We start from the raw sequence: 21,724 nt of genomic DNA on the forward strand, positions 1-21,724 counted from the left end.
CTTTTTTAATGGGTTTCATGCATCAATATTTGCAAGGTTTCTGTCAGGAAAATACGAAAACTTGCAAAAAAATCAAAGCTTTTTATTAATTAAATAATTGATAATCAATGTATTAAATAGTTTTTAAGGGTCGACTACTTACTGGCACTTGGCAAGGAGTTTATCTGTGTGAACACCGTAATCATGCAGGCGGAAGAAAAATTACAATTACAGTGATGGGAGATTAAATACAACTTCTCTTTTCATCCAGCTATCAAATTATTTTTGATTTCAGGATTTAGGTGAACCAAATCTTTTGAAAAGGAAAGTTTATTTTTTGGAGAGATGACCACACTCCCAAATTTCCCGTGTTTGATTTCAATTCTATCAAAAGAAGGGGCTGGTGAAGATAAGATACTACTAGTCTTAGAAATCTCCTTAATCTCATGTATCTCAATAGGTTTAAAGGAGAAAAATCCAAATCTAATTTTCAACTGACCATTATGAATTGTATACACAGTATCAAAAAACAAATACAATATGAAACCAAAAAGAATTAGAGGAAAAACCATATCGAATATGAAATTTTGATTGAATCCATTACTAATAAAGTCCAATAAAAACGGAGTAAAAAAGATAAGGAATATAAAAATTAATAACCCATAAGAAACTTTAGATCGATATTTCATAGTCATTTAATTAACGTTTATAAAAGGTACCAAATAAATTCCTTAAAAGATAGAAAATCATACTTTAATCAATTGAAATCATTGATTCACAATACTTCGAAACGTTAGATTGACTCTGGGTGAATTTACTTTCTTTGTTGGAGGTAATCGGTGGAGCCAGTGGCTTTGGGTTGTACCTTTCATTACCAGCAAGGATCCATTTTCCAGCCATATTTCAACTTTTTCTTTAGAATCTTTATGCTTAAAAGCAAATTTCCGTTCTGCTCCAAAACTTACTGAGGCAATCGCTCCATTTTTTCTCAAATCTTTCTCGCCATCACTATGCCAGGCCATGCCCTCTTCACCTGAATGATATAAATTTAATAAGCATGAATTATAGGTTTCTCCTGACTTTTTTTCCACTTCTTGCTTAATTTGTTTGAGAGCATCAGTCCAGGGCTTGGCATATTTGGTTACTTTCGAATAGGTATAAGAAAATGGTTTTTCCCCATACCAAGCTACCTTCCGTTTGGTGATGATTTCTTTTCCAAAAATAATAGCTTTATCATGCTCCCATTCTATTTCATTAAACAGCTTATCGTAAAAGTGTGAATACTCTTCTTTATTAAATATTCGCCCATAATAATGCACAATACCATCATGGGGTAATAAATTTTTATCAGGGTCAAAAGACTCATCGAATAGCTTCATTTTAATAGATTTAGTATAAATGTATAGTGGATCAGAAATATAGAATAATGTTATCTCCACAAAAAAGCCGGCTATACCGGCTCTCTAGTGTTTCGTCAATTGACTATTTTTCTATTACTAGCTAATTACGACTGACCTTCGGTGCTGACCTAATCCTACTATATCCATCACCCTTTACCCATCATTTTAGCTTGTCCACTCTTTTACATCCTCCGGACTTACACTCGGGATATCCAATTTCATTTTCTTCTTCAAACCTGATATCTGATGATGCAATTTAGTGTGCTTAGTTTCTTTTAATTCTTCTACAGTTCTAATTCCTGCTTCCATCACTACTGGAGCCCATTCTTTTGGTACTCCTGCTGCTACGAAATCGGCTTCAGTGGCTACTTTCGCTTTTTTCTCTGGCTTCATTTGTGGGAAAAACAAAACATCCTGTATGGAATTGCTGTTGGTCATAATCATGCTCAAACGGTCAATTCCGATACCCAAACCTGCTGTTGGCGGCATCCCATATTCCAAAGCACGTAAGAAATCTTCATCCAAAACCATGGCTTCATCATCTCCTCTTTTTCCTAGCTCCAATTGCTCTTCAAATCGTTGACGCTGATCAATAGGGTCGTTCAACTCAGAGAATGCATTACAGATTTCTTTACCATTACAAATGGCTTCAAATCTCTCCACCAGACCTTCTTTGGTCGGGTGTTTTTTCGCCAATGGAGACATTTCAATTGGGTAATCTGTGATGAAAGTCGGCTGAATTAATTGTGCTTCACATTTCTCACCGAAAATCTCATCTATCAATTTTCCTTTCCCCATGGAATCATCCACAGGAACATGTAGTTTTTCAGCAGTTTTTCTTAATTCCTCTTCATTCATTTCTGAAATATCGATACCCGTAAAATGCTCAATGGCTTCATACATGGTATAGCGTTTCCAAGGTCTTTGGAAATTGATGATATTTTTGCCCACTTTCACTTCTGTAGTGCCGTGAATGTCCATGGCTACTTTTTCCACCATTTCCTCCACCAAATTCATCATCCACTGATAGTCTTTATAGGCCACGTACAATTCCACTTGCGTAAATTCAGGATTGTGGAATCGTGACATTCCTTCATTTCTAAAGTCTTTGGCAAATTCAAAAACCCCATCATAACCTCCAACAATTAATCTTTTTAGATAAAGCTCATTGGCAATTCTTAGATATAAAGTCATATCCAAGGTATTGTGATGTGTTTTAAACGGACGTGCTGCAGCGCCACCGTATAATGGCTGAAGAATAGGCGTTTCTACTTCTAGATAGCCCTTATTGCCCAAGAAAGTTCGCATAGAATTCACCAATTGCGTTCTCTTCTTGAACGTATTACGCACTTCCGGATTTACGATCATATCCACGTAACGCTGACGATATCTTTGCTCAGAATCTGTGAAAGCATCATATCTTTTTACATTTCCTTGCTCATCGGTCGTTTCTTTGGTGATAGGCAAGGGACGAAGTGATTTGGTCAGTACGGTTAATTCCTTAACATGAATAGAAATCTCTCCTACCTGAGTAGTAAAAACATAGCCTTTTATTCCGATAATGTCACCGATATCCAGTAACTTTTTGAAAACAGTATTATAGAAGGCCTTATCTTCATCTGGGCAAATTTCATCTCTACTTATATAGATTTGAATCCTTCCTGTGCTGTCCTGAATTTCCGCAAAAGAAGCTTTTCCCATTATCCTTTTGCTCATCAAACGACCTGCAATACTGATATTTTTATAATTCAGCTTGTCGCTCTCATAATTTTGCTTAATGTCCTGAGCGGAAACATTTACCTCAAATGACTCTGCGGGATAAGGATTAATCCCCATGTTCATTAATTCTTCCCTACCTTTTCTTCTTTCTATTTCCTGTTCGCTTAAATGCATCATTGTTTGATAAAATTTGTAATATGTGTACAAAGTATTGGGTACAAAGATAAAGTAAGTCTAATTAAATTAGATAAATCTGACTAAGAATCTGCTAAATGTCTTTTCTGTAAGATAAAAGGTGGCTAGGCTATTTTGTCTATTGGCAAGCAATTTCCGGTCTGACCTGCGGTACTGACCTCACCCTACATCCATCACCCAACTTCCTACTTTCATCTTCTAACATTATATACTGCCAATCCCCCCTTTGGGGATTAGGGGGCTTCAACTTTTCTTCCTCTCTTCTTTCCGTCTTTGCAACTCTTCCTTAATCAAAGAGAATTCTCTGCTACTTTGTCCGGCAACTGCGGTGTTTTCTTCTGCTCTTCTGAATAAATATGGCATTACGGCCTTAACTGGCCCATAGGGAACATATTTAGCCACATTGTAGCCTTTATCTGCCAAGTTAAATGAAATATTATCACTCATCCCATACAATTGCGCAAAGAAAATTCTTTCATCATTTGGCTTGATACCGTGTTTATCCATCATGTAGGCTAAGAAATAATTACTATACTGATTGTGCGTTCCGTTACACATGAAGATATTTTCAATATTCTCTACGCAAAATTCTAAAGCTGAATTATAATCTATATCAGTCCTTTCCTTAGAGATTTGAATTGGATTTGGATAACCCATTTCTTCAGCTCTGTCCGCTTCCTTTTCCATGTAGGCACCTCTCACTAACTTCACACCTAAGAAATAGCCTTTTTCTTTAGCTCTTTGATAAGCTTTCTTTAAATTATCAAACATATCTGCCCGATACATTTGAAAAGTATTATAAACAATGGCTGTTTCTTTATTGTACTTTTCCATCATTTCATAAACAATAGCATCTACTGGATTTTGTAACCAGCTTTCTTCCGCATCAATTAATATTCTAACATTGCTATCAAATGCTGTTTTACAAATTTTATCAATTCTTGCCTTAGAGCGATCGTAACTTCCTTGTTCTTTTTCAGTCAGTTCTTTACCGGCTTGTATTTTTTCAAACACCTTCGATGAAGACATTCCAGTTGGTTTAAATACGCAAAATGGCAGTTTATCATCATTGGCCGAACGGTCAATCGTCCTCAAAACCTCTTCCATAGTGGCCTCATATCCTTTTTCATTTTCGGCTCCTTCCACGGAATAATCTAAAATAGTACCAATTCCATGAGTGGCCAATTCATCTATCGTTTCCTGACTATCTTTGATCGTAACTCCACCACAAAACTGGTCATATACAGTATAGTAAATGATTTTGCTTATGGGTAAACGCAAAGCGAAGCCAAGCTTTACAAAGAACTTTCCAATAGATACTAGCCAACCTCTATTCATCATAGAGAACAGCCAATATGCTTTTTTCAGTTGCTTATCTGACTTACTGGTGTACGCAATGGATACATCATCAAAAATTGGGTTTGTAGTTATTTCCATAAATTTCTGTTAATTCTGCAAATATAAGGAAAACGAACTCACTTGCTTTTTGTTAATTTGATTAACTTACATCTTTTTATTAAAATTTTTATGCAGATTAAAAATTGGTATTCAGGTAAGAAACCTTGGATTATTACGGGACCATGCAGTGCAGAAACTGAAGAGCAATTATTGGAAACTGTTAAGCAACTGGTAGAAAATGGATTTACTACCATCCGAGCTGGGGTATGGAAACCAAGAACAAGACCAAACAGCTTTGAAGGAGTTGGAAAAATTGCCTTTCCATGGATTAAAAAAGCGAAATCGCTCCATCCAGATATTAAATTTGCCATTGAGGTCGCTACTCCAGAACATGTAGAATTAGCCTTAAAAAATAATATCGATATTTTATGGGTAGGTGCACGAACCACCGTCAATCCATTTAATGTACAAGAAATTGCAGAGGCAGTTCGAGGTATAAAAGACAAACCGGTTTTAGTAAAAAACCCTATCAATCCTGATTTAGCACTTTGGATAGGGGCTTTAGAAAGATTTGATGCCGTAGGAGTTGAACAACTAGGAGCAATTCATAGAGGCTTCTCCACGTATCAGGAAAGTATTTATAGAAATATCCCCCTGTGGCAGATTCCAATTGAATTAAAATCCCGTTATCCTGAATTGCTTTTGATTAACGACCCGAGCCATATTGCAGGTAAAAGACATCTCATATTTGAAATAGCTCAAAAAGCCATGGATTTGCAATATGATGGATTGATAATTGAATCACATCGATCGCCTGATGAAGCATGGAGTGATGCCGCGCAACAATTGACTCCTACAGCATTGAAGGAAATGCTTAGCCAAATTAAAATAAGGGAAAAAAGCTTCCCAAATAAAGATTTTAAAAATGAACTGGAAGGGATAAGAGACCAAATTGATGAAACCGATAAAGAACTATTAGAAGTTTTGTCTAGAAGATTAGAATTAGTAAAAAAGGTAGGGCAATATAAGAAAGATAAAAATGTTGCTATATTTCAGCTGGAACGTTGGAATAAAATTATAGAAAACCGTCCTTTATGGGGCGAAAAGCTAAATTTAGACACTGAATTTGTAAAATCCATTTATCAGGAAATTCATGATGAATCCATCAGAATTCAAACCGAAATATATAATGAAGAATAAAAAGAAAGTTTATACACTCGGACCAAAAGGTTCATTTCATCATTTATCATGCGTAGAATATTTAGGCGGACAGCAAGAAATTGAATTTTGCGAAAGCTTTGCTGGAGTCTTTGAAGCCGTAAAAGCAGGGCATCTGGGCTGGATTGCTTTATTTAATAGCCTGAATGGCATAGTGGGAAATCATGAAATTACAATCAATAAAAATTTTACCCTTTTGGATGAAATGAATTATGAAGTAACTTTTTGTATTTGCTCAGAAGCAGGAACGAAAGTAAAAGACCTAAAAAAGCTCTACTCACATGACGAAGCATTTAAACAAGTTAAGCGTTTTATATCTGAAAAATTCCCAGAAGCAGAATTAATCAACTGCTCGAGTACTTCAGAGGCTGCCGAAAAAGTGACTCAAGAAAAAGAGAGAAATTCTGCAGCCATTTGCCATATGGAAACTGCCTCATTTTACGACTTGGATATTTTATTAAATATTCCCAATAAGGGGAAAAATGAGACTAGTTTTGGGTTGTTTACAGGGTAAAACTTGTATTCAACTTTCTTATTAATTTAATACTACATTTGAATTTATCTTTCTTTTATAGATATTCTTACCAACCCTATTAATATGGTCGAGAAATTCAGGGTTGTTTATTTTATGATAAATTGATATATCAACTTATAGGGTAACATTAAATCATCTAAATCAAACTCAATTTGATTTAATAAGCTTAAATCAATGTCATCGCCAATTAAAGAAATATCAATGTCAGATGCGGGTTTATAGTTACCCATAGCTCTTGAACCATAAATCAGTGCTTTCTCAATTTGAGGGTAGTTTGAAAAAACAGACCTTATATTGAAAATCTCTTCTGTTGTTAAACCTGAATTTTCCAATTAAAACTGTTTAATTATTTCGCATAATTTAGTTGACAGTATCCAATTCCATTATCACTCCACTATTTTCAACACCACATTTCCCGTTTTTTGCCCCGATTCTACGTATTTATAAGCCTCTACAATTTCATCCATTCTATATTTCCTGTCAATTACGGGTTTGAATTCTCCATTTTGAACCAGCTCTTTTAAAAAATTGACGTCCTCCTTTGTGATTGTTGGTAGAGGGAATAAAAGTTTCTTGCCTTTACTAAATGAGGTAGTGAGTGCTAAAAGAATATTCTCGCAATTTTTTCCTAATTCAGTTGAAATGTAAATTCCTTTATCAGTCAATAAAGGCCTGCATTGACCAAATGAGCTTTTACCCACTGCATCAAATATGAAATCAAATTTCTCCTCTGTTTTAGTGAAATCCTGAGTTTGATAATCTATAACAATTTCAGCACCCAATGCCTGTACTAACTCCATATTTTTCGTATTACAAACAGCTGTTATTTTTGCTCCGAAATGTTTCAATAATTGAACAGCAGCAGTACCGATTGCTCCACTTGCTCCATAAACCAAAACATTTTGCCCTACTTTAACTTTGGCTGCTCTAATATCCACCAAAGCGTAATGCCCCCCTTCAGTAATGGCTGCGGCTTCATCAAAATCCAAGCCTTCAGGCATTGTAGTTACAGCATCAGTTTCAGCTATGGTTAAATACTCTCCATGTCCACCTATGGAATTGTCATTAAAGCCGAAAACCTTATCCCCTTTTTTGAATAGTGTAATATTATTTCCAGTTTCCTCCACAATGCCCGCAAACTCACAGCCCAATATTTGATTTTTTGGCCTTAACAGCCCCGTAAAAAAACGTGAAATAAAATAATTGGCACTTCGAAGCCCAGCATCCGTTCGATTTACTGTAGAACTATAAACCTTAACTAAAATCTCATTTTCTTTTGGTCCTGGCTTTGGCACCTCCATTAATTGAGCTACTTCTGGAGGGCCATATTTTGTATGTACAATTGCCTTCACTTTCTACTTACTTGAATGAAAGCCAATTATATTTCCTTCGGTGTCCATACAAATACTACAAAATCCGTGTTCACTTAGCGGCTGCTTTTGTTGGATGATTTTCCCTCCAGATTTTGTAACTCTAGAAGCCTCTATTCCACAATCTTCACTGGTAAAATAAACTAATGTACCGCCAGCACCAGGTTTTATCTCACTAGTTTTGCAAAGTGCTCCACTGATATTGGCTCCACCTTCAGCCCAAGGAAAGCTGAGCATTTCTAAATCACCGAATCCGCCTGGTGTCTGCATCGGAATCATTTTGATTTGTAACACTGCTTCGTAGAATTTTTGAGCCCTGCTTATGTCTTCTACATAAATTTCCACCCACGTAAATGGGTTCTTTGACGGTGTTGCCATGTTTTAATTTATTTTGAGGTAAAATCCCTATTTCATTTTTTCGAAGTGAAAAAACATACTTTCTTACCTTAAATAAAGGTAGCAAAAAGAGATAATATTTCAATCTCTTTTATTTTGGTGAGATTAATATACTTTAAAGTGATTAAATCTACTTCCTTTCAAAGGTGTTTTTTAGCTCAACGCCATCGCCAACATGCCAAGACTCATTATAATCATTAGTCCATCTTCTATGATGGTAACCGTACTCATTGGCAAATTGAATACATCTCCCAAGCACGCACACTTAATGGTTTTTTTGTTCAAGACCGTTTGTAAAACGCCTATAATGCTCACGGACATTACTAAGAAAGTAACACTATTTGTAATGATTGGATTGAAATTTACCAAGAATGCAATTCCTAATATTAATTCTGTAAAAGCATAAATATAACCCCAGAACGGAAATTTTCTTGCGATTATGTCGTACATCAAATAACTGTGTTTAAAGCCTTTTAAGTTTAACATTTTGAAAAACGAAAAAGTAAGAAAGAAGCCTGCCATAAAATGTCGCATCCATCTGGACAGGTCTATGTTTTCTGCCGTGATCTCGACAAGTGCAGTTACTGAAAAAATGTATAAAAAGATAAGTAACACAGGCTTATAAGTGCTAAACCAAGCCTTGCTTTTTTCGATTGCTTCATAGTGATAGATAGCAGAAATTTGATATTTCTTGTCTAGTACCTTCTGAAAATCTGACAAGCCAATATGCTTATCCATGGTGATAGTAGCAGAATTATTATCTTTTGAGACTTCTACGGCTGATACGTTATTAACTTTCAGTAATGAGGATTTTACTTTGGCTTCACAGCTTCCGCAAGTCATTCCTGTAATTTGATATGTGTGTGTCATGTTTTTTGTTTTATTTCCTAAAGCAAAATTGACAACAAATTAAGTAAGGAATGTTGTGGTATTTTGGGAGTGATTTGTAAGATTTACAAATCTTCTATTGGTCTGCGTTTAATTGTGCGTAGTTTTTTGAAATAGCTGGGTGTGAGACCTGTTACTTTTTTAAACTGATTGCTTAAATATGCAACGCTTGAATAGTTAAGTTGAAAAGCAATTTCACTCAAAGTAAGTTCATCATATACCAAAAGCTCTTTTACCTTCTCAATTTTTTGAAGAATATAATATTTCTCAATGGTTATCCCCTCTACTTCTGAAAATAAATTACTCAAGGAACTGTAATCTTGACTTAATTCTTCAGACAAATATTCTGAAAGCCTAACTTTAAGAACACTGTTTTTATCCTGAACTAAATCAGTAATCCGGTTTTTTACTTTTTCAATGATTTTGGTCTTTTTGTTATCCAATAGATCAAAGCCTAAAGATTGGAGTTCTTGTTTAAGATGTACTTTTACTGTAGAAATATCATCCTCCTGTAATTCAATCTCCCCCAATTCTACCTTAATTGGATGAAGCCCTATTTTTTCAAGAATTGATTTCACAACCATTTTGCAACGGTTGCACACCATATTTTTAATATATATCGTCATTTTTTCAATTTATCTAATCCAATTTCAAGTCTAGTAAATTTAATATTAATAAGAACTGTAGTCTCAATTCAAATGCTAATGAAGATATCAGTCACGATTATATTTCCCATTAGATTCAAGTCCATTTTTTACATGAGCCAAATGATGATTGCAGTGCCATGCATAGTTTCCAATGACCTCAGCTAAATTAAATCTCTTTGCATGCTCAGGATGGATAAATTCTAATTCTAACTGTTCATCGCTTAGATTGCGCAATAGTATTACCCATCTTCTATGCAAGCCAAATAATAATTTAATAGAATTCTCTATATTATTATCCTGTGCATCTAACAATTCTGCCCATTTATCTTCACGGTAAGGTCGAATGACTGGCGTATCTTCTGTCAATGCTAATTTGAATCTAATTAGGCTATTCATATGACTATCGGCACAATGATGAATGACCTGCTTAACCGTCCAGCCTCCAGGTCTATAGTTCCAATTAAGTTTTTCAAGGGAAATACCTTTAGTCAAGTTTTCAAGCTTAGCCGGGAAATCCTCAATTTCTTTAATCCATTTAGAAAGCAACTCTTTATCAGGATTTCTATTTGGAACATATTCTCCAATTGGAAATTTAAGTTTTTGTATATCCATCTGCTTTATTTTTGTAGGGTATGGTTTAAAAGATACTGTTGTAAGTCGACCATTTAAATTATGTGGGTGATCTTCTGGAAAACATTTCTGGGTTCAACCCTCTTTCACAAATGGATTTCCAATTATCATCAAAATCATTTATACTATATTTTCTAGTGATTTTAAACTAATCGATTTGGTAGTTTTCAAAGGTGATGTCCATTACAGTTTTGTTTATGACTTATAATATTTGAATGCTACACCTTAAATTATATTGCTCAACTTATAATCCTTCAATCTACAGATTATTTTATAATCAAAAATCCAGCTTTCTATATCAAAATCAAAAAAAAGGGTTTAAATAATTAATCATCAATCTTTACCCAATACCGTCAATAGGATATTTCGTGAAAAATTAAATAACAAAATATATAACCTAACAAACGTTAGATAGATAGCTAAATTAATAATTATTTTGATTTTTTATGATATTTTATTTTGTTTTTAAAAATCCACCACATACATTTAAGGCATGAATAACACACAAGGACAATTTTACTTTTATTATTATCTTTTCCCGCTCAGGCGAGTTGGTTCTTGTTATGCTATGTAATTACTAAACTAAATCATACTACAAGCCCGATTCGCAAGAGTCGGGCTTTTTTTTGTCCAAAATTTAAAATAACAGTACAATGAACACATTGAAAATGAAAGATTGGGGCCTCGGATTTGGGGAACATGTAATTATTGCAGGACCTTGCTCTGTTGAAACGGAAAAACAAATTGATGACTTGTGTGACAGTTTTGAGAAGGAGCCGCAAATAGGAATGTTTCGGGGTGGAGTTTGGAAGCCCCGAACGCGGCCTGGAAATTTTGAAGGATTGGGTGAAGAAGCATTACCATTATTACAAAAAGTAAAGAACAGACTTAAAATACCTGTTTGTGTGGAAGTTGCGAATACTACTCACGTAGAAGCAGCATTAAAGCATGGAATTGATGTGTTATGGATCGGAGCCAGGACCACAGTAAATCCATTCTCCGTTCAAGAAATTGCTGATTCATTAAAGGGTGTGGACATTCCATTAATGGTGAAAAACCCAATAAATCCTGATTTGGCGCTGTGGATGGGTGCATTAGAAAGAATGAATGGGGTTGGTATCAAAAAATTGGCTGCGATTCATAGAGGTTTTGCCGACCCTTATGATAAAATATACAGAAACAAGCCCAATTGGAATTTAGCCATGCAATTGAAACTGGAATTGCCAGAAATCGAAATTATTAATGACCCGAGTCATATTGCTGGAAAATCTGAAATGGTGCAAGCGGTTGCGCAACGCGCTTTAAATTTCGGAATGGATGGATTAATGATTGAAACACATCCCCATCCTAAGAAAGCCTGGTCTGATGCCAGACAACAATTAAATCCAACAGAATTATTTAATTTAATTAAAGGAATTTCATTTAGAGGAAGAATAGATTTTGAGAATCAAATTCCTGAGAATTTAAAAGAAATGCGTGATTCCATCGATCATATTGACCAAAAACTAATAGATTTACTTTCTGATCGATTTCATTTAATCGACCAAGTAGGTGCCTATAAAAAAGCCCATAAATTATCTGTTTACCAAAGTGGAAGGTGGAAAGATGTCACCGATAGCAGAATCAAATTGGGCGTAGAAAAAAATATGAGTGAAAAATTCATGAAGAGTCTTATGATTTCTATTCATGATGAATCCATAAAAAGGCAAGAAAGACAAATTGCCAATAAGGATACAGAACCTTTAAAAATTATATGAGCAACGTTTATTTTGAAGAAATTAGGTATATAAAAGAGCTTTTAGCTTCTGTAGAATACTCACAGTTATTTGTTTTAGCAGATGAAAACAGCAAAAAACATTGCTATCCGTTCCTGAAAGAATATTTAACAAATCATCAGCTCATTGAAATAAAATCAGGTGAAAAACATAAAACATTAGACAGTTGTAATTTAATCTGGAATACTTTAACTGAGGCTACAGCTGACCGAAAAGCTTTACTCATAAATTTGGGAGGTGGTGTTATAACCGATATGGGAGGATTTTGTGCGGGCACTTATAAACGCGGTATTCGTTTTATTAACATTCCTACCACCTTATTATCACAAGTTGATGCAAGCGTAGGAGCTAAAACAGGAGTTGATTTTAATGGCTATAAAAATCATATCGGATTGTTTTGTGAAGCTGAAGCCGTATTGATTAATCCTTCATTTCATCAAACTTTACCTCAAAATCAAATGATTTCGGGTTATGCAGAAATGCTGAAACACGGCTTGATAGCAGATAAGAAGCATTGGAATGATTGCTTGGAAAATGGATTTGAAAAATTTAGTAATGAACTGATTCAGCAGTCCGTGAAAATAAAAGAGGAAGTGGTAGCATCTGATCCAACTGAAAAAGGATTGCGAAAAATATTAAATTTTGGACATACAATCGGACATGCTATTGAAACACATTTATTGAACACTGAAAATGAATTGCTTCATGGTGAAGCTATTGGTCTAGGCATGATAGCAGAATCACATATCAGTAAATCAAAAGGATTGCTTAGTAATGAAGAATATCAGATAGTTGTAAAGAAGTTAAGTAAAATTTATGAAAGCCCTAAAATAGAAAAAGCCTCTTTTCCTGAGATAAAAAGGCTTTGCAAACAAGACAAAAAGAATCAAAATGGCCGTATTAATTTGAGTCTACTCAAAAATATCGGCCAAGCAGTCTATGATATTCCAATAGAAGAAGAACTTATAGACCAAGCTTTAAAGGAACTATTATAATTTTATTTTTTCTCGGAAAGACTTAGCAGTTTGATTTGCTGAATCGCTTAAATCATTCAACCAATCGGAGTCTAAACTTTCCGCTGTATGTCTTTTGATATTTCTTAAACGGTCACTTACCGTTTTTGTGATTTTTTGACCATTTTTACTGCTCAAATAAGCTCCAGCTGCTAAAACTGCGGCAGCTCCTGCTAAAAATGAAAAAAATGATTTACTTGTGGTACCCATAGAATTAAGATTTAAAAGTTGATGATTTAATAACGCTTAACATATAAAAACAGTTTAAACTAATAAAGGATATTTTGAATTATTTTATAAATCAATATAAACATTCTACCAATCAAGAGATTTGTTCTGTCAATTTGCCTAGTTCCAAAAGCGAGTCGAACAGATTACTTATTATGAATGCACTTTCAGGCGGAAAAATCAATATTACTAATCTTTCTTCGGCTCGAGATACACAAACTTTAATACGCCTTTTGAAAAATGAAGACGAACAAAATACTTTTGATGTTCTGGATGCAGGAACTGCGATGCGTTTTCTAACGGCTTATTTTTCGGTGACCTCTCCAAAAGAAATACTCTTAACCGGAACTGAGCGTATGCAAAATAGGCCTATAGGAACTTTGGTGGATGCTTTAAATTCTATAGGCGCAAATATCTCTTATAAAAATAGAGAAGGATACCCTCCCTTGAAAATCAAGCCTTTTCAAAATCAACTTAGTTACAAAATATCTATTCCAGGAAATATCAGTAGTCAATATATTTCAGCTCTATTGATGATTGCACCTTCCCTTCCAGTAGGTTTAGAAATTTCCATCAAAGCACCCATTTTTAGTAAGCCTTACATAGACATGACTTTAGGCTTAATGGAATTATCAGGAATCCATTATTCTCAAAATCAAAATGTGATTACGATAAAATCCCAACCATATAAAGATAGTATGCAAAGGGTCGAATCAGACTGGTCAGCAGCTAGCTATTGGTTTTCCATTATTGCACAATCTCCAATCGGGAAAAAGGTTTTTTTATCAGGCTTGAAGAAAGATAGCTTTCAAGGAGATAATGTAATTAAAGAAATTGCAAAAAATTTTGGGGTAGTTTACGAATTTGTAGAAGATGGTTTACTGTTAGAAAAAAAATCAGACCCTCTTAAAAAAGAATTAACACTAGATTTTAAAAAATGCCCAGATTTAGCTCAAACGGTATTACCATGCGCAGCTTCTTTAAAAATTAACCTGGAAATAACAGGCTTAGAAAGCTTAAGAATTAAAGAGACCGATAGAATTACAGCATTACAAAATGAACTAGCAAAATTTAATTGCAAACTTTCAGAGCTTAAAAAAGGCATTTGGGAATTAGACAGTTCAAATTTTAAAACTAAATCCGATTTAATAATTGAAACTTATGAAGACCACAGAATGGCAATGGGTTTTGCACCAATTGCTATGAAGCACGATATTAAAATCATAGATTCAGAAGTTGTTAACAAATCCTATCCTAGTTTTTGGGAAGATTTAAAACTATTTGGATTTGAGTTGACCGAGCAATGAGTTAAAATATTCAGGAGCTTTTAGCATTCTACTTCCATACCAGCTAAACATTTCACCATCTACTATCATAAATCGCGTTTTTGGAAATTCAGTTTTTAGTTCATCAATATGTTTGCTCTGAAAAGGAAAGGGTTCTGAAGATAGAAAAATAAAATCAGGACTTTCTTTTATGACATCCAACATTTCCATTTCAGGATAGCGATTTTGTTTCAATGTATTTTCAAAACCACAATGGCTAAGCATATTCGAAATGTAGGTATCAGTACCAGCCCACATCCAGGGGTTTTTCCAGATACAATAAGCGATTTTTATGTTAACTATTGGTTTATCAATATGATTAAACTTATTTACAATATCGTGATTAAGTTTTTTTGCTGTATCTGCATTATTGGTTAATAAAGCAATATCATTCATCATTCCTAAAGCTGAATCAAAATCATTCACATCAGAAACGTAAACAGGAGATATTTTGCACAGCTTTTCTACGTAATGCTTGACATTTTCTTCTTTACTAGCAATAATCAGATCCGGCTTTAGGGCTCTGATTTTATCTATATGTTGCTGTTTAGTTCCCCCAACAATTTGCTTTTCTTTTAACCAATGCTGAGGATGTACACAAAATTTAGTAATTCCTAGGACTTTATCCTCCAAACCTAAATCGTATAAAAACTCCGTGATGGAAGGTACGAGGCAAACAATTCTGGATGCCGATTTTTCTAGCTCCACTACATTATCAATTTGATCTTTGAGTTTTAACATGCTTTGGATTAGTCAATAAATTTTAAATAAAAAAAGCTTCCCCCTTTCGGACGAAGCTTCAGCTATATTGTTTTAAAAAATTTTAAATGGCTATTCCCATATTAACTAATTGGCTAGAAATTTTCAAATTACTATTATCAAATGTTGCTTGATTAATTTCAAATTTTAATTTTCCATCCACTACTTTAAAATTTATGGAAGATCCTTTTTCACCTAAGCCAGCACGGTCAGTTATTATTAAAGTTGGTTTCGCATCAAACTTACTTAAAATATCCTCAAAATCTCTGCTTTTGTTAGATGCTATATAGATAACATGTGCAGAAGGAATTGATGCAGGATCCTCTATTTTCACAATATTAGATTTCTGTCCTTTTACCGAACGTTTTCCGTAAAACTCATTTAATTGATTAAACACATCTTCATCACCATAAACAGCAATAGTAAATTCCCCACTAGTTACTTCTTCAGGCCATTCAATATATTTAATAAAATTAAAAATCAACATAGAATGAATTTCATGTATAGGCCTTTGCGCTTGTACATTAAAGGTTGAAAAACCAGCTATTAAAAATATGAGTACGAATAACTTTTTATAAATATTTTTCATAACAGCACTATTTCTTTAAATGAATTTTAAAATTAAGATTATTCTTTAGAAAATTATATTTAATAACATAATAAACCTTAGCTAAGTAACGAAACATTGGATTAGTTTAATTAATACTTGTTAAATTTTTATTCTGAAAGAAAAAACCCTAGCATGAATGATTTAAGAATCATTCTACTAGGGTAAAAAAAACTAAACTAAATCACTATTTGTATTAAATCATTATACCCATACTGGATAATTGATTGGAAACTTTTAATTTATTATCATGAATTGAGCTTTCATTAATCTCAAATCTAAGTTTTCCATTTATCTCTTGGAAATTAATGCAACTTCCCTTTTCACCTAGTCCACTTCTGTCTGTTATGATTAATGTTGGTTTTCCGGTGAATTTAGATTTTGCTTCATCAAATTCTCTACTTCTGCTATCAGCTAAGTACAAAACATGTGCATTAGAAACTCCACTTACGTTATCTGAAGTAACTACTTTTACATTTTGACCTTTCACAGTTCTTTTCGCATAAAAGTTTTGTATGGTGGTTGCAACATTTTCATCACCCACAATGGCAATTACAAAGTTACCTGCTTTCGCATCCGCTGGCCATTCTACATATTTAATAAAATTAAACATTAGCATAGAATGGATTTCATGCATTGGTCTTTCACCAGATTTAAGGTTAAAACCAAACATCATAACTGCAACAACTAAAAGTACTCTACTGATTCTTTTCATTTTATATTTATTGATAATTTACTCTACAAAGGTAGCCTTTTGTTAATCAGTAGTAAATCGAAAAAGTATCAATAGCTTTCAGAAGTAATGTTTTAAGAAATTAAGATAATTTGTATCTAAAATTATGCTTGTCCTTAAGGTTCACAATGAAAGCGTGTAATAAATCAATAACTGATTGTACATCTTTGCTATGTACCATTTCTACAGTCGTATGCATGTACTTAAGCGGAAGTGAAACTAATGCTGATGGAACACCCTCATTACTGTAAGCAAAAGCATCTGTATCGGTACCTGTAGCGCGACTTGCAGCTGATCTTTGGAATGGAATATTCTCCTTTTCCGCTAATTCTATCAACATTTTCAATAAATTATTCTGAACTGCAGGACCATAGGTTAAAACAGGTCCTTTTCCTGATTTTTGGTCACCGCTTTCTATTTTATTATAAAGCGGGGAATGGGTATCGTGACAAACGTCTGTAATAACTGCTACATCTGGTTTAATTTGTTGAGCTATCATTTGAGCTCCTTTCAAACCAACTTCTTCTTGTACAGCGTTAACAATATATAGTGCAAAAGGCAATTTTTCTTTATTTTCATGAATTTTACGAGCAACTTCTGCTATCATAAATCCACCTATCCTGTTGTCTAGAGCTCTTCCAACTATATAATCTTTATTATTAAGATACATCAATTCATCATCGAACGTAATAACACAACCAACATGGATCCCCATTTTCTCAACATCCTCTTTCTTATCTGCTCCCACATCAATGAAAATATTTTTCAGTTCGGGCTTTATATCGTTCTCTTTATTTCTAACATGAATAGCTGGCCAGCCGAAAATTCCTTTTACAATTCCCTTATCAGTATGAATATTCACTCTTTTGGAAGGAGCGATTTGATGATCCGAGCCACCATTTCTAATGACATAAATATATCCATCATCAGAAATATAGTTTACAAACCAGGAAATTTCATCAGCATGGGCTTCAATTACTACTTTGTAGGGTGCATCTTTATTGATGATTGCAGCCACTGTTCCGTAATTATCTTGAATGAAATCATCTGTATAGGGCTTGATGTAATCCAACCAAAGTTTTTGTCCACTGGTTTCAAAACCTGTTGGTGCCGCATTATTTAAATATTTGAAAAGAAAATCTTCTGCTATCTTATCCATAGGTGAATTTTATTTTTAAGTAATTACTAATGCTAAGATAAGCGTTACAGATAGCAAAATGTTACTTATTAATCTATAAAATCTCAGAAACTGCCCTATCTCCTCCCTGCAGCTAGGAAAGGGAATAAGAATATCGCTCCGATTGCCGCAAATGATAAGCTGAATGCAAAGCCTAGCAATCTAAATGGCAACAAAATCAACCATATTAAAGGATAAAGAAACAAAACGGTAATTGCCAAAGGCCAGCAAATCACTAGTAGAATACACCAAAGTAAAAACTTTATCATAATTGAATATTTATTTTTATTATGATAGTTCAATTGATGTGCCAACACATCAAATATTGCTTCTTAAGCGATTCTGGGAAAAGTACTAAGTAAATTTTATAAAAATGAACAGTGAAATGTTCGGTTTTGGACAGCCTTACACTATTTCGTTTTATTAATTGTCTATGGCAGAAAATAAATTTAGATAAAATAAAAATAGCACTAAGAAAATTCTCAGTGCTATCTAAAATTAGTAACCATGTAAAACTGTAACGCTTTGTTTAGGACTAGACCTAATTTTTAATTATCGATTTTTATATACTATTCCCTTTTTCATAACGAAATCGACTGATTCCATTGTATTGATATTTTCAGTTGGATCTTCACTTACGGCAATGATATCTGCTGTCTTTCCTTCGGTAATTGATCCAAATTTGTCGTAAACATTTAATAGTTTCGCTGGAGTGACGGTTGCCGAAATAATAGACTCCATCGGTTTCATTCCTGCTTCAACCATGTAACCAAACTCTTTACCATTATTACCATGAACAAATACCCCTGCATCTGTTCCAAAAGCAATCTTTACCCCAGCTTTATATGCTTTTCCAAAGGTATCTTGAATTTTAGGACCAATTGCTTTTGCTTTTGGAACTACTACTTCAGGATAATAACCTTCAATTTCAGCTAATTCAGCCACACTTTTACCGGCTGTAATGGTCGGAACATAATAAGCGTCATACTCTTTCATCAACTCCATAGTTTCATCTGACATTAATGTTCCATGCTCAATGGTTTTAATACCAGCTCTGATGGCGCGTTGCATTCCTTCATCTCCATGAGCATGAGCTGCAGTTAACATTCCATAATCATTGGCTGTTTCAACAATTGCTTTTAATTCATCTTCGAAAAATTGAGGATTCTGACCATTTTTAGCCATACTTAAAACACCACCGGTAGCTGTAATTTTTATTACATCTGACCCATTTTTATAGCGTTGGCGTACTGCCTTTCTTGCTTCCTCAGGACTATTCACTACTCCTTCTGCAGGCCCAGGATTGCCCATCAAATCATCTTTATAACCATTTGTAGGGTCCGCGTGACCTCCAGTAGTAGCAATTGATTTCCCCGCAGAATAGATAGTAGGTCCAACTACAAACCCCTTATTGATAGCATCTCTTAAACTATTGTTTACTCCACTTCCTCCCAAATCACGCACGGAAGTAAAACCAGCCATCAAGGTTTTTCTAGCATAAACTGTAGATTGGAATGCGATATCGGCATCGTTCATAGTAAATCGTTTAATGTAACCATCTTTTGATGTTTCAGTCTCTAAGTGAACGTGCATATCAAATAGACCAGGCATCACCGTTTTTGATTTCAAATCGATGGCTTCAGCACCTTCGGGAACTGCCTTATATCCTTTTTCAATAGATCTAATAATATCTCCTTCCACAATGATGGTCATTTCTGTCAGAATCTTTGATTTCTCCACGTCAATTAATTTCCCACAGTGTAAATAGGTTGTTTGAGCAGTTAAACTAAAGCTCAAAAAAACCATTGTAAAAATTAGTAATAGCTTTCTCATATAGTGTTTGATTTTATTTTTGTGTGTTTAATTTAGAAGATTTTTTAAAGAACTCATAAAAACCAGCTCGGTTCATACTTTATCATTTAATTACAGCAAGTCCTCAGGATTTCGGATATAAAGTTCCAATTCTTTATCGCTTAATTCTGGAGCTCTATTTTCATCTTTAGCAGTCACAATTGAATTGGTCATACTTCCCACCAAACCTCCTTCCAAATCCATTCTTTCAGCTATAATTGCACACATATGTGCCTCACGCTCATCCAACTTATTATCTACTAACATCATTTGAATATATTCATAAAGGAAAACTATTTTTTCTTTTATAGTTTCAGGTTCATGAAAATTAATATCTGTAGCTTCTCTTATTATATTATCTACCTCTTTTTCAGTCACTCCATTTTTTCTTCCTAAGGCATAGAGGTATCGCTTTTCTTCCTTTACAAAACGATTATCAATTTTTGCCAGTTGAAATAAATGAATTATGTGGGAGTAAATTTTATCGATAGTCAAGTTTAATTCAAATTTCATGTGTACATGTTTGTTTTTAATTACAATATGAAATGCTTCAGCCTACATTTAATACCACCACGACATTTTCAAATAAATATCACAATAGAATGAAATGCCTTGATTTATTACTATTTCATATGTTAAAAAACCTTAACATTAGAAAGCAATATACAATATGTTGCGGAACTTTCCACTGAAATCCCTTATATTGAAAGTCATGAATTTTCTGGCGCACATATATCTTTCAGGTAAATCTGATGAACTGAAAATTGGTAATTTCATAGGTGATTTTGTAAAAGCTTCAGACATGGAGCATTACAATGAAATTATCAATCAAGGGATTCGTATGCATTGGGCTATTGATGAGTTCACAGACCAACATTTAGTTGTTCAGAAAAGTAAAGACCGGTTAAGGCCTAAATATGGTCATTATGCAGGAGTGATAGTGGATATTTACTACGACCACTTTTTAGCCAGAAACTGGAAGGATTATCATATGGAAGACTTGAGAGAATATGTGAACAATCAATATAAAATGCTTGAAAACCATATCAGCATTTTACCCGAGAAAGTAGTTCACATGCTGCCTTACATGATAAAACACGACTGGCTTTTTAACTATCAATATTTTGACGGAATAGAAAGAGTGATGCAGGGAATGGCAAACCGCTCAAATTTTAACTCAAAAATGGACGAATCTACTGTAGAATTGAAAAGATATCATTCAGAATTTGAAAAAGAATTTCAGGAGTTTTTCACCGAGTTAAAAGCTTTTTGTGAACCTTTTTTGGAGAAAAAATGAAGGTTGATTTCGTAAAATGAAAAGTTTGGATTGGATATAATTTCATAAAAAACCTGCCAGATTATAGTTAATATCGACTCTGTTTTCATTTAAATTCTACAGAAAGATAATCGTGATCTGGCAGGTTTATGAATATATTAGGCTATTGAATTACAATCGCCACTTTATTTAATTTTTTAGCTTCTAAGGTATCAGTTTGAACTCCTAAATTATTATTGTTCATACTGCCTTTTTCTGCATAAACATGATAAATTTTAGGCTCCAAATCCTTGAACGTTACTCGGCCTTTCTTATCGGTTGTTTGTGTCTCAGCTACAGGATTTTCACTTTTTCTGTAATCATCTTCACTTCCATATAGCGTTACTTTAGCACCTTCCTGGATGTTACCTAAATCGTCCTGAATAGTAATTCTTAAATTAGTTTTGAATAATTGACCATCCTCACTTTTAGGAGTAAATTGAAAGAACATAAAAGCCGATACGACTAATAAGCCTAATGCAAATTTTAATTTTTTCATAGTAAATTTTAGTTTGATATTTTTTACGTTTTGAGTGTCATTTGGTTATTTCAAATGACACTTCTCA

General features: G+C 33.9%; 25 protein-coding genes. 7 read left to right on the top strand and 18 right to left on the bottom strand.

The genetic code is table 11. The annotated features are described in order from the left end of the window. The first annotated feature begins 116 nt into the window (after positions 1-116). Complete coding sequence (locus VFM92_RS16420) at positions 117-227, top strand: YjbQ family protein (protein ID WP_325123369.1); 111 nt, start codon at positions 117-119, stop codon at positions 225-227. Positions 228-242: 15 nt separating this feature from the next. Here the strand turns inward: VFM92_RS16420 and VFM92_RS16425 are convergent, their stop codons facing one another. The 4 genes from VFM92_RS16425 to VFM92_RS16440 form a co-directional block, all read right to left on the bottom strand. Further along, a complete protein-coding gene (locus tag VFM92_RS16425) occupies positions 243-551 on the bottom strand; it encodes a PH domain-containing protein (protein WP_325123320.1) in 309 nt (102 codons plus the stop codon). Positions 552-746: 195 nt separating this feature from the next. After that, positions 747-1,358: an alpha-ketoglutarate-dependent dioxygenase AlkB gene (locus VFM92_RS16430; RefSeq protein ID WP_325123321.1), complete on the bottom strand. Its 612-nt coding sequence runs from the start codon at positions 1,356-1,358 to the stop codon at positions 747-749. 186 nt (positions 1,359-1,544) lie between these two features. After that, complete coding sequence (gene lysS, locus VFM92_RS16435) at positions 1,545-3,272, bottom strand: lysine--tRNA ligase (protein ID WP_325123370.1); 1,728 nt, start codon at positions 3,270-3,272, stop codon at positions 1,545-1,547. 264 nt (positions 3,273-3,536) lie between these two features. Beyond that, positions 3,537-4,730 (bottom strand): proline dehydrogenase family protein, encoded by a 1,194-nt coding sequence (locus VFM92_RS16440; protein WP_325123322.1) that lies wholly within the window; start codon positions 4,728-4,730, stop codon positions 3,537-3,539. 90 nt (positions 4,731-4,820) lie between these two features. Between VFM92_RS16440 and VFM92_RS16445 the strand changes: the two genes are divergently transcribed. Together VFM92_RS16445 and VFM92_RS16450 are read left to right on the top strand one after the other, a co-directional pair. Next, positions 4,821-5,891 carry a bifunctional 3-deoxy-7-phosphoheptulonate synthase/chorismate mutase type II gene (locus VFM92_RS16445; protein ID WP_325123323.1) on the top strand — a complete coding sequence of 357 codons (1,071 nt, stop codon included), beginning with the start codon at positions 4,821-4,823 and terminating at the stop codon, positions 5,889-5,891. Beyond that, complete coding sequence (locus VFM92_RS16450) at positions 5,881-6,423, top strand: prephenate dehydratase domain-containing protein (protein ID WP_325123324.1); 543 nt, start codon at positions 5,881-5,883, stop codon at positions 6,421-6,423. Before VFM92_RS16445 ends, VFM92_RS16450 begins: the two co-directional genes overlap by 11 nt. Positions 6,424-6,530: 107 nt before the next feature. Here the strand turns inward: VFM92_RS16450 and VFM92_RS16455 are convergent, their stop codons facing one another. The 6 genes from VFM92_RS16455 to VFM92_RS16480 form a co-directional block, all read right to left on the bottom strand. After that, the gene (locus VFM92_RS16455) at positions 6,531-6,776 is read right to left on the bottom strand and encodes a nucleotidyltransferase domain-containing protein (protein ID WP_325123325.1); all 246 of its coding nucleotides are present in this window, start codon (positions 6,774-6,776) and stop codon (positions 6,531-6,533) included. Between the two features lie 54 nt (positions 6,777-6,830). Then, complete coding sequence (locus VFM92_RS16460) at positions 6,831-7,796, bottom strand: NAD(P)-dependent alcohol dehydrogenase (protein ID WP_325123326.1); 966 nt, start codon at positions 7,794-7,796, stop codon at positions 6,831-6,833. A 3-nt stretch (positions 7,797-7,799) separates the two neighbouring features. Next, on the bottom strand, positions 7,800-8,192 hold the full coding sequence (locus tag VFM92_RS16465; protein ID WP_325123327.1) for a VOC family protein: 393 nt from the start codon (positions 8,190-8,192) through the stop codon (positions 7,800-7,802). 171 nt (positions 8,193-8,363) lie between these two features. After that, the gene (locus tag VFM92_RS16470; RefSeq protein WP_325123328.1) at positions 8,364-9,080 is read right to left on the bottom strand and encodes a heavy-metal-associated domain-containing protein; all 717 of its coding nucleotides are present in this window, start codon (positions 9,078-9,080) and stop codon (positions 8,364-8,366) included. A gap of 83 nt (positions 9,081-9,163) precedes the next feature. Further along, positions 9,164-9,724, bottom strand: a complete 561-nt coding sequence (locus VFM92_RS16475) for an AraC family transcriptional regulator (protein ID WP_325123329.1) — start codon at positions 9,722-9,724, stop codon at positions 9,164-9,166. 87 nt (positions 9,725-9,811) lie between these two features. Then, positions 9,812-10,357: a YfiT family bacillithiol transferase gene (locus tag VFM92_RS16480; RefSeq protein WP_325123330.1), complete on the bottom strand. Its 546-nt coding sequence runs from the start codon at positions 10,355-10,357 to the stop codon at positions 9,812-9,814. Positions 10,358-11,028: 671 nt separating this feature from the next. On the opposite strand from VFM92_RS16480, the gene VFM92_RS16485 reads away from it, so the two are divergent. After that, entirely contained in the window at positions 11,029-12,132 is a 1,104-nt protein-coding gene (locus VFM92_RS16485; protein ID WP_325123331.1) for a bifunctional 3-deoxy-7-phosphoheptulonate synthase/chorismate mutase type II, read from the top strand. After that, positions 12,129-13,145, top strand: a complete 1,017-nt coding sequence (aroB, locus tag VFM92_RS16490) for a 3-dehydroquinate synthase (RefSeq protein ID WP_325123332.1) — start codon at positions 12,129-12,131, stop codon at positions 13,143-13,145. The genes VFM92_RS16485 and aroB overlap by 4 nt, the downstream gene beginning before the upstream one ends. Here aroB and VFM92_RS16495 read toward each other — a convergent pair. Next, positions 13,140-13,373 carry a hypothetical protein gene (locus tag VFM92_RS16495; protein WP_325123333.1) on the bottom strand — a complete coding sequence of 78 codons (234 nt, stop codon included), beginning with the start codon at positions 13,371-13,373 and terminating at the stop codon, positions 13,140-13,142. The genes aroB and VFM92_RS16495 overlap by 6 nt on opposite strands. A gap of 74 nt (positions 13,374-13,447) precedes the next feature. On the opposite strand from VFM92_RS16495, the gene VFM92_RS16500 reads away from it, so the two are divergent. Further along, entirely contained in the window at positions 13,448-14,698 is a 1,251-nt protein-coding gene (locus VFM92_RS16500) for a 3-phosphoshikimate 1-carboxyvinyltransferase (protein ID WP_325123334.1), read from the top strand. Here the strand turns inward: VFM92_RS16500 and VFM92_RS16505 are convergent. The 6 genes from VFM92_RS16505 to VFM92_RS16530 all read right to left on the bottom strand — a co-directional run bounded on the left by VFM92_RS16505 (position 14,669) and on the right by VFM92_RS16530 (position 20,356). Beyond that, complete coding sequence (locus VFM92_RS16505) at positions 14,669-15,457, bottom strand: helical backbone metal receptor (protein WP_325123335.1); 789 nt, start codon at positions 15,455-15,457, stop codon at positions 14,669-14,671. The genes VFM92_RS16500 and VFM92_RS16505 overlap by 30 nt on opposite strands. An 82-nt stretch (positions 15,458-15,539) precedes the next feature. Then, the gene (locus tag VFM92_RS16510) at positions 15,540-16,064 is read right to left on the bottom strand and encodes a YfiR family protein (RefSeq protein ID WP_325123336.1); all 525 of its coding nucleotides are present in this window, start codon (positions 16,062-16,064) and stop codon (positions 15,540-15,542) included. 214 nt (positions 16,065-16,278) lie between these two features. Continuing rightward, positions 16,279-16,797, bottom strand: coding sequence for a YfiR family protein (locus tag VFM92_RS16515; protein ID WP_325123337.1), 519 nt, complete (start codon positions 16,795-16,797; stop codon positions 16,279-16,281). 100 nt (positions 16,798-16,897) lie between these two features. Beyond that, complete coding sequence (locus tag VFM92_RS16520) at positions 16,898-17,974, bottom strand: M42 family metallopeptidase (protein ID WP_325123338.1); 1,077 nt, start codon at positions 17,972-17,974, stop codon at positions 16,898-16,900. 570 nt (positions 17,975-18,544) lie between these two features. Then, complete coding sequence (locus VFM92_RS16525) at positions 18,545-19,825, bottom strand: amidohydrolase family protein (RefSeq protein ID WP_325123339.1); 1,281 nt, start codon at positions 19,823-19,825, stop codon at positions 18,545-18,547. Between the two features lie 90 nt (positions 19,826-19,915). Beyond that, positions 19,916-20,356, bottom strand: a complete 441-nt coding sequence (locus VFM92_RS16530; RefSeq protein ID WP_325123340.1) for a hypothetical protein — start codon at positions 20,354-20,356, stop codon at positions 19,916-19,918. Between the two features lie 199 nt (positions 20,357-20,555). Between VFM92_RS16530 and VFM92_RS16535 the strand changes: the two genes are divergently transcribed. Next, positions 20,556-21,140, top strand: coding sequence for an ACP phosphodiesterase (locus VFM92_RS16535; RefSeq protein WP_325123341.1), 585 nt, complete (start codon positions 20,556-20,558; stop codon positions 21,138-21,140). Positions 21,141-21,282: 142 nt separating this feature from the next. Here the strand turns inward: VFM92_RS16535 and VFM92_RS16540 are convergent, their stop codons facing one another. Continuing rightward, on the bottom strand, positions 21,283-21,657 hold the full coding sequence (locus tag VFM92_RS16540; protein WP_325123342.1) for a SpaA isopeptide-forming pilin-related protein: 375 nt from the start codon (positions 21,655-21,657) through the stop codon (positions 21,283-21,285). Positions 21,658-21,724 lie beyond the last annotated feature (67 nt).

It is taken from the genome of Marivirga sp., assembly GCF_035704835.1.
In the GTDB taxonomy this organism is placed as follows: Bacteria; Bacteroidota; Bacteroidia; order Cytophagales; family Cyclobacteriaceae; genus Marivirga.

Coding starts and splice junctions, on each gene's coding strand:
- VFM92_RS16425 (WP_325123320.1), bottom strand. CDS start 551: ATGGTTTTTCCTCTAATTCTTTTTGGTTTCATATTGTATTTGTTTTTT.
- VFM92_RS16430 (WP_325123321.1), bottom strand. CDS start 1,358: ATGAAGCTATTCGATGAGTCTTTTGACCCTGATAAAAATTTATTACCC.
- lysS (WP_325123370.1), bottom strand. CDS start 3,272: ATGCATTTAAGCGAACAGGAAATAGAAAGAAGAAAAGGTAGGGAAGAA.
- VFM92_RS16440 (WP_325123322.1), bottom strand. CDS start 4,730: ATGGAAATAACTACAAACCCAATTTTTGATGATGTATCCATTGCGTAC.
- VFM92_RS16445 (WP_325123323.1), top strand. CDS start 4,821: ATGCAGATTAAAAATTGGTATTCAGGTAAGAAACCTTGGATTATTACG.
- VFM92_RS16450 (WP_325123324.1), top strand. CDS start 5,881: ATGAAGAATAAAAAGAAAGTTTATACACTCGGACCAAAAGGTTCATTT.
- VFM92_RS16465 (WP_325123327.1), bottom strand. CDS start 8,192: ATGGCAACACCGTCAAAGAACCCATTTACGTGGGTGGAAATTTATGTA.
- VFM92_RS16470 (WP_325123328.1), bottom strand. CDS start 9,080: ATGACACACACATATCAAATTACAGGAATGACTTGCGGAAGCTGTGAA.
- VFM92_RS16475 (WP_325123329.1), bottom strand. CDS start 9,724: ATGACGATATATATTAAAAATATGGTGTGCAACCGTTGCAAAATGGTT.
- VFM92_RS16480 (WP_325123330.1), bottom strand. CDS start 10,357: ATGGATATACAAAAACTTAAATTTCCAATTGGAGAATATGTTCCAAAT.
- VFM92_RS16485 (WP_325123331.1), top strand. CDS start 11,029: ATGAACACATTGAAAATGAAAGATTGGGGCCTCGGATTTGGGGAACAT.
- aroB (WP_325123332.1), top strand. CDS start 12,129: ATGAGCAACGTTTATTTTGAAGAAATTAGGTATATAAAAGAGCTTTTA.
- VFM92_RS16495 (WP_325123333.1), bottom strand. CDS start 13,373: ATGGGTACCACAAGTAAATCATTTTTTTCATTTTTAGCAGGAGCTGCC.
- VFM92_RS16505 (WP_325123335.1), bottom strand. CDS start 15,457: ATGTTAAAACTCAAAGATCAAATTGATAATGTAGTGGAGCTAGAAAAA.
- VFM92_RS16510 (WP_325123336.1), bottom strand. CDS start 16,064: ATGAAAAATATTTATAAAAAGTTATTCGTACTCATATTTTTAATAGCT.
- VFM92_RS16515 (WP_325123337.1), bottom strand. CDS start 16,797: ATGAAAAGAATCAGTAGAGTACTTTTAGTTGTTGCAGTTATGATGTTT.
- VFM92_RS16520 (WP_325123338.1), bottom strand. CDS start 17,974: ATGGATAAGATAGCAGAAGATTTTCTTTTCAAATATTTAAATAATGCG.
- VFM92_RS16525 (WP_325123339.1), bottom strand. CDS start 19,825: ATGAGAAAGCTATTACTAATTTTTACAATGGTTTTTTTGAGCTTTAGT.
- VFM92_RS16530 (WP_325123340.1), bottom strand. CDS start 20,356: ATGAAATTTGAATTAAACTTGACTATCGATAAAATTTACTCCCACATA.
- VFM92_RS16535 (WP_325123341.1), top strand. CDS start 20,556: ATGAATTTTCTGGCGCACATATATCTTTCAGGTAAATCTGATGAACTG.
- VFM92_RS16540 (WP_325123342.1), bottom strand. CDS start 21,657: ATGAAAAAATTAAAATTTGCATTAGGCTTATTAGTCGTATCGGCTTTT.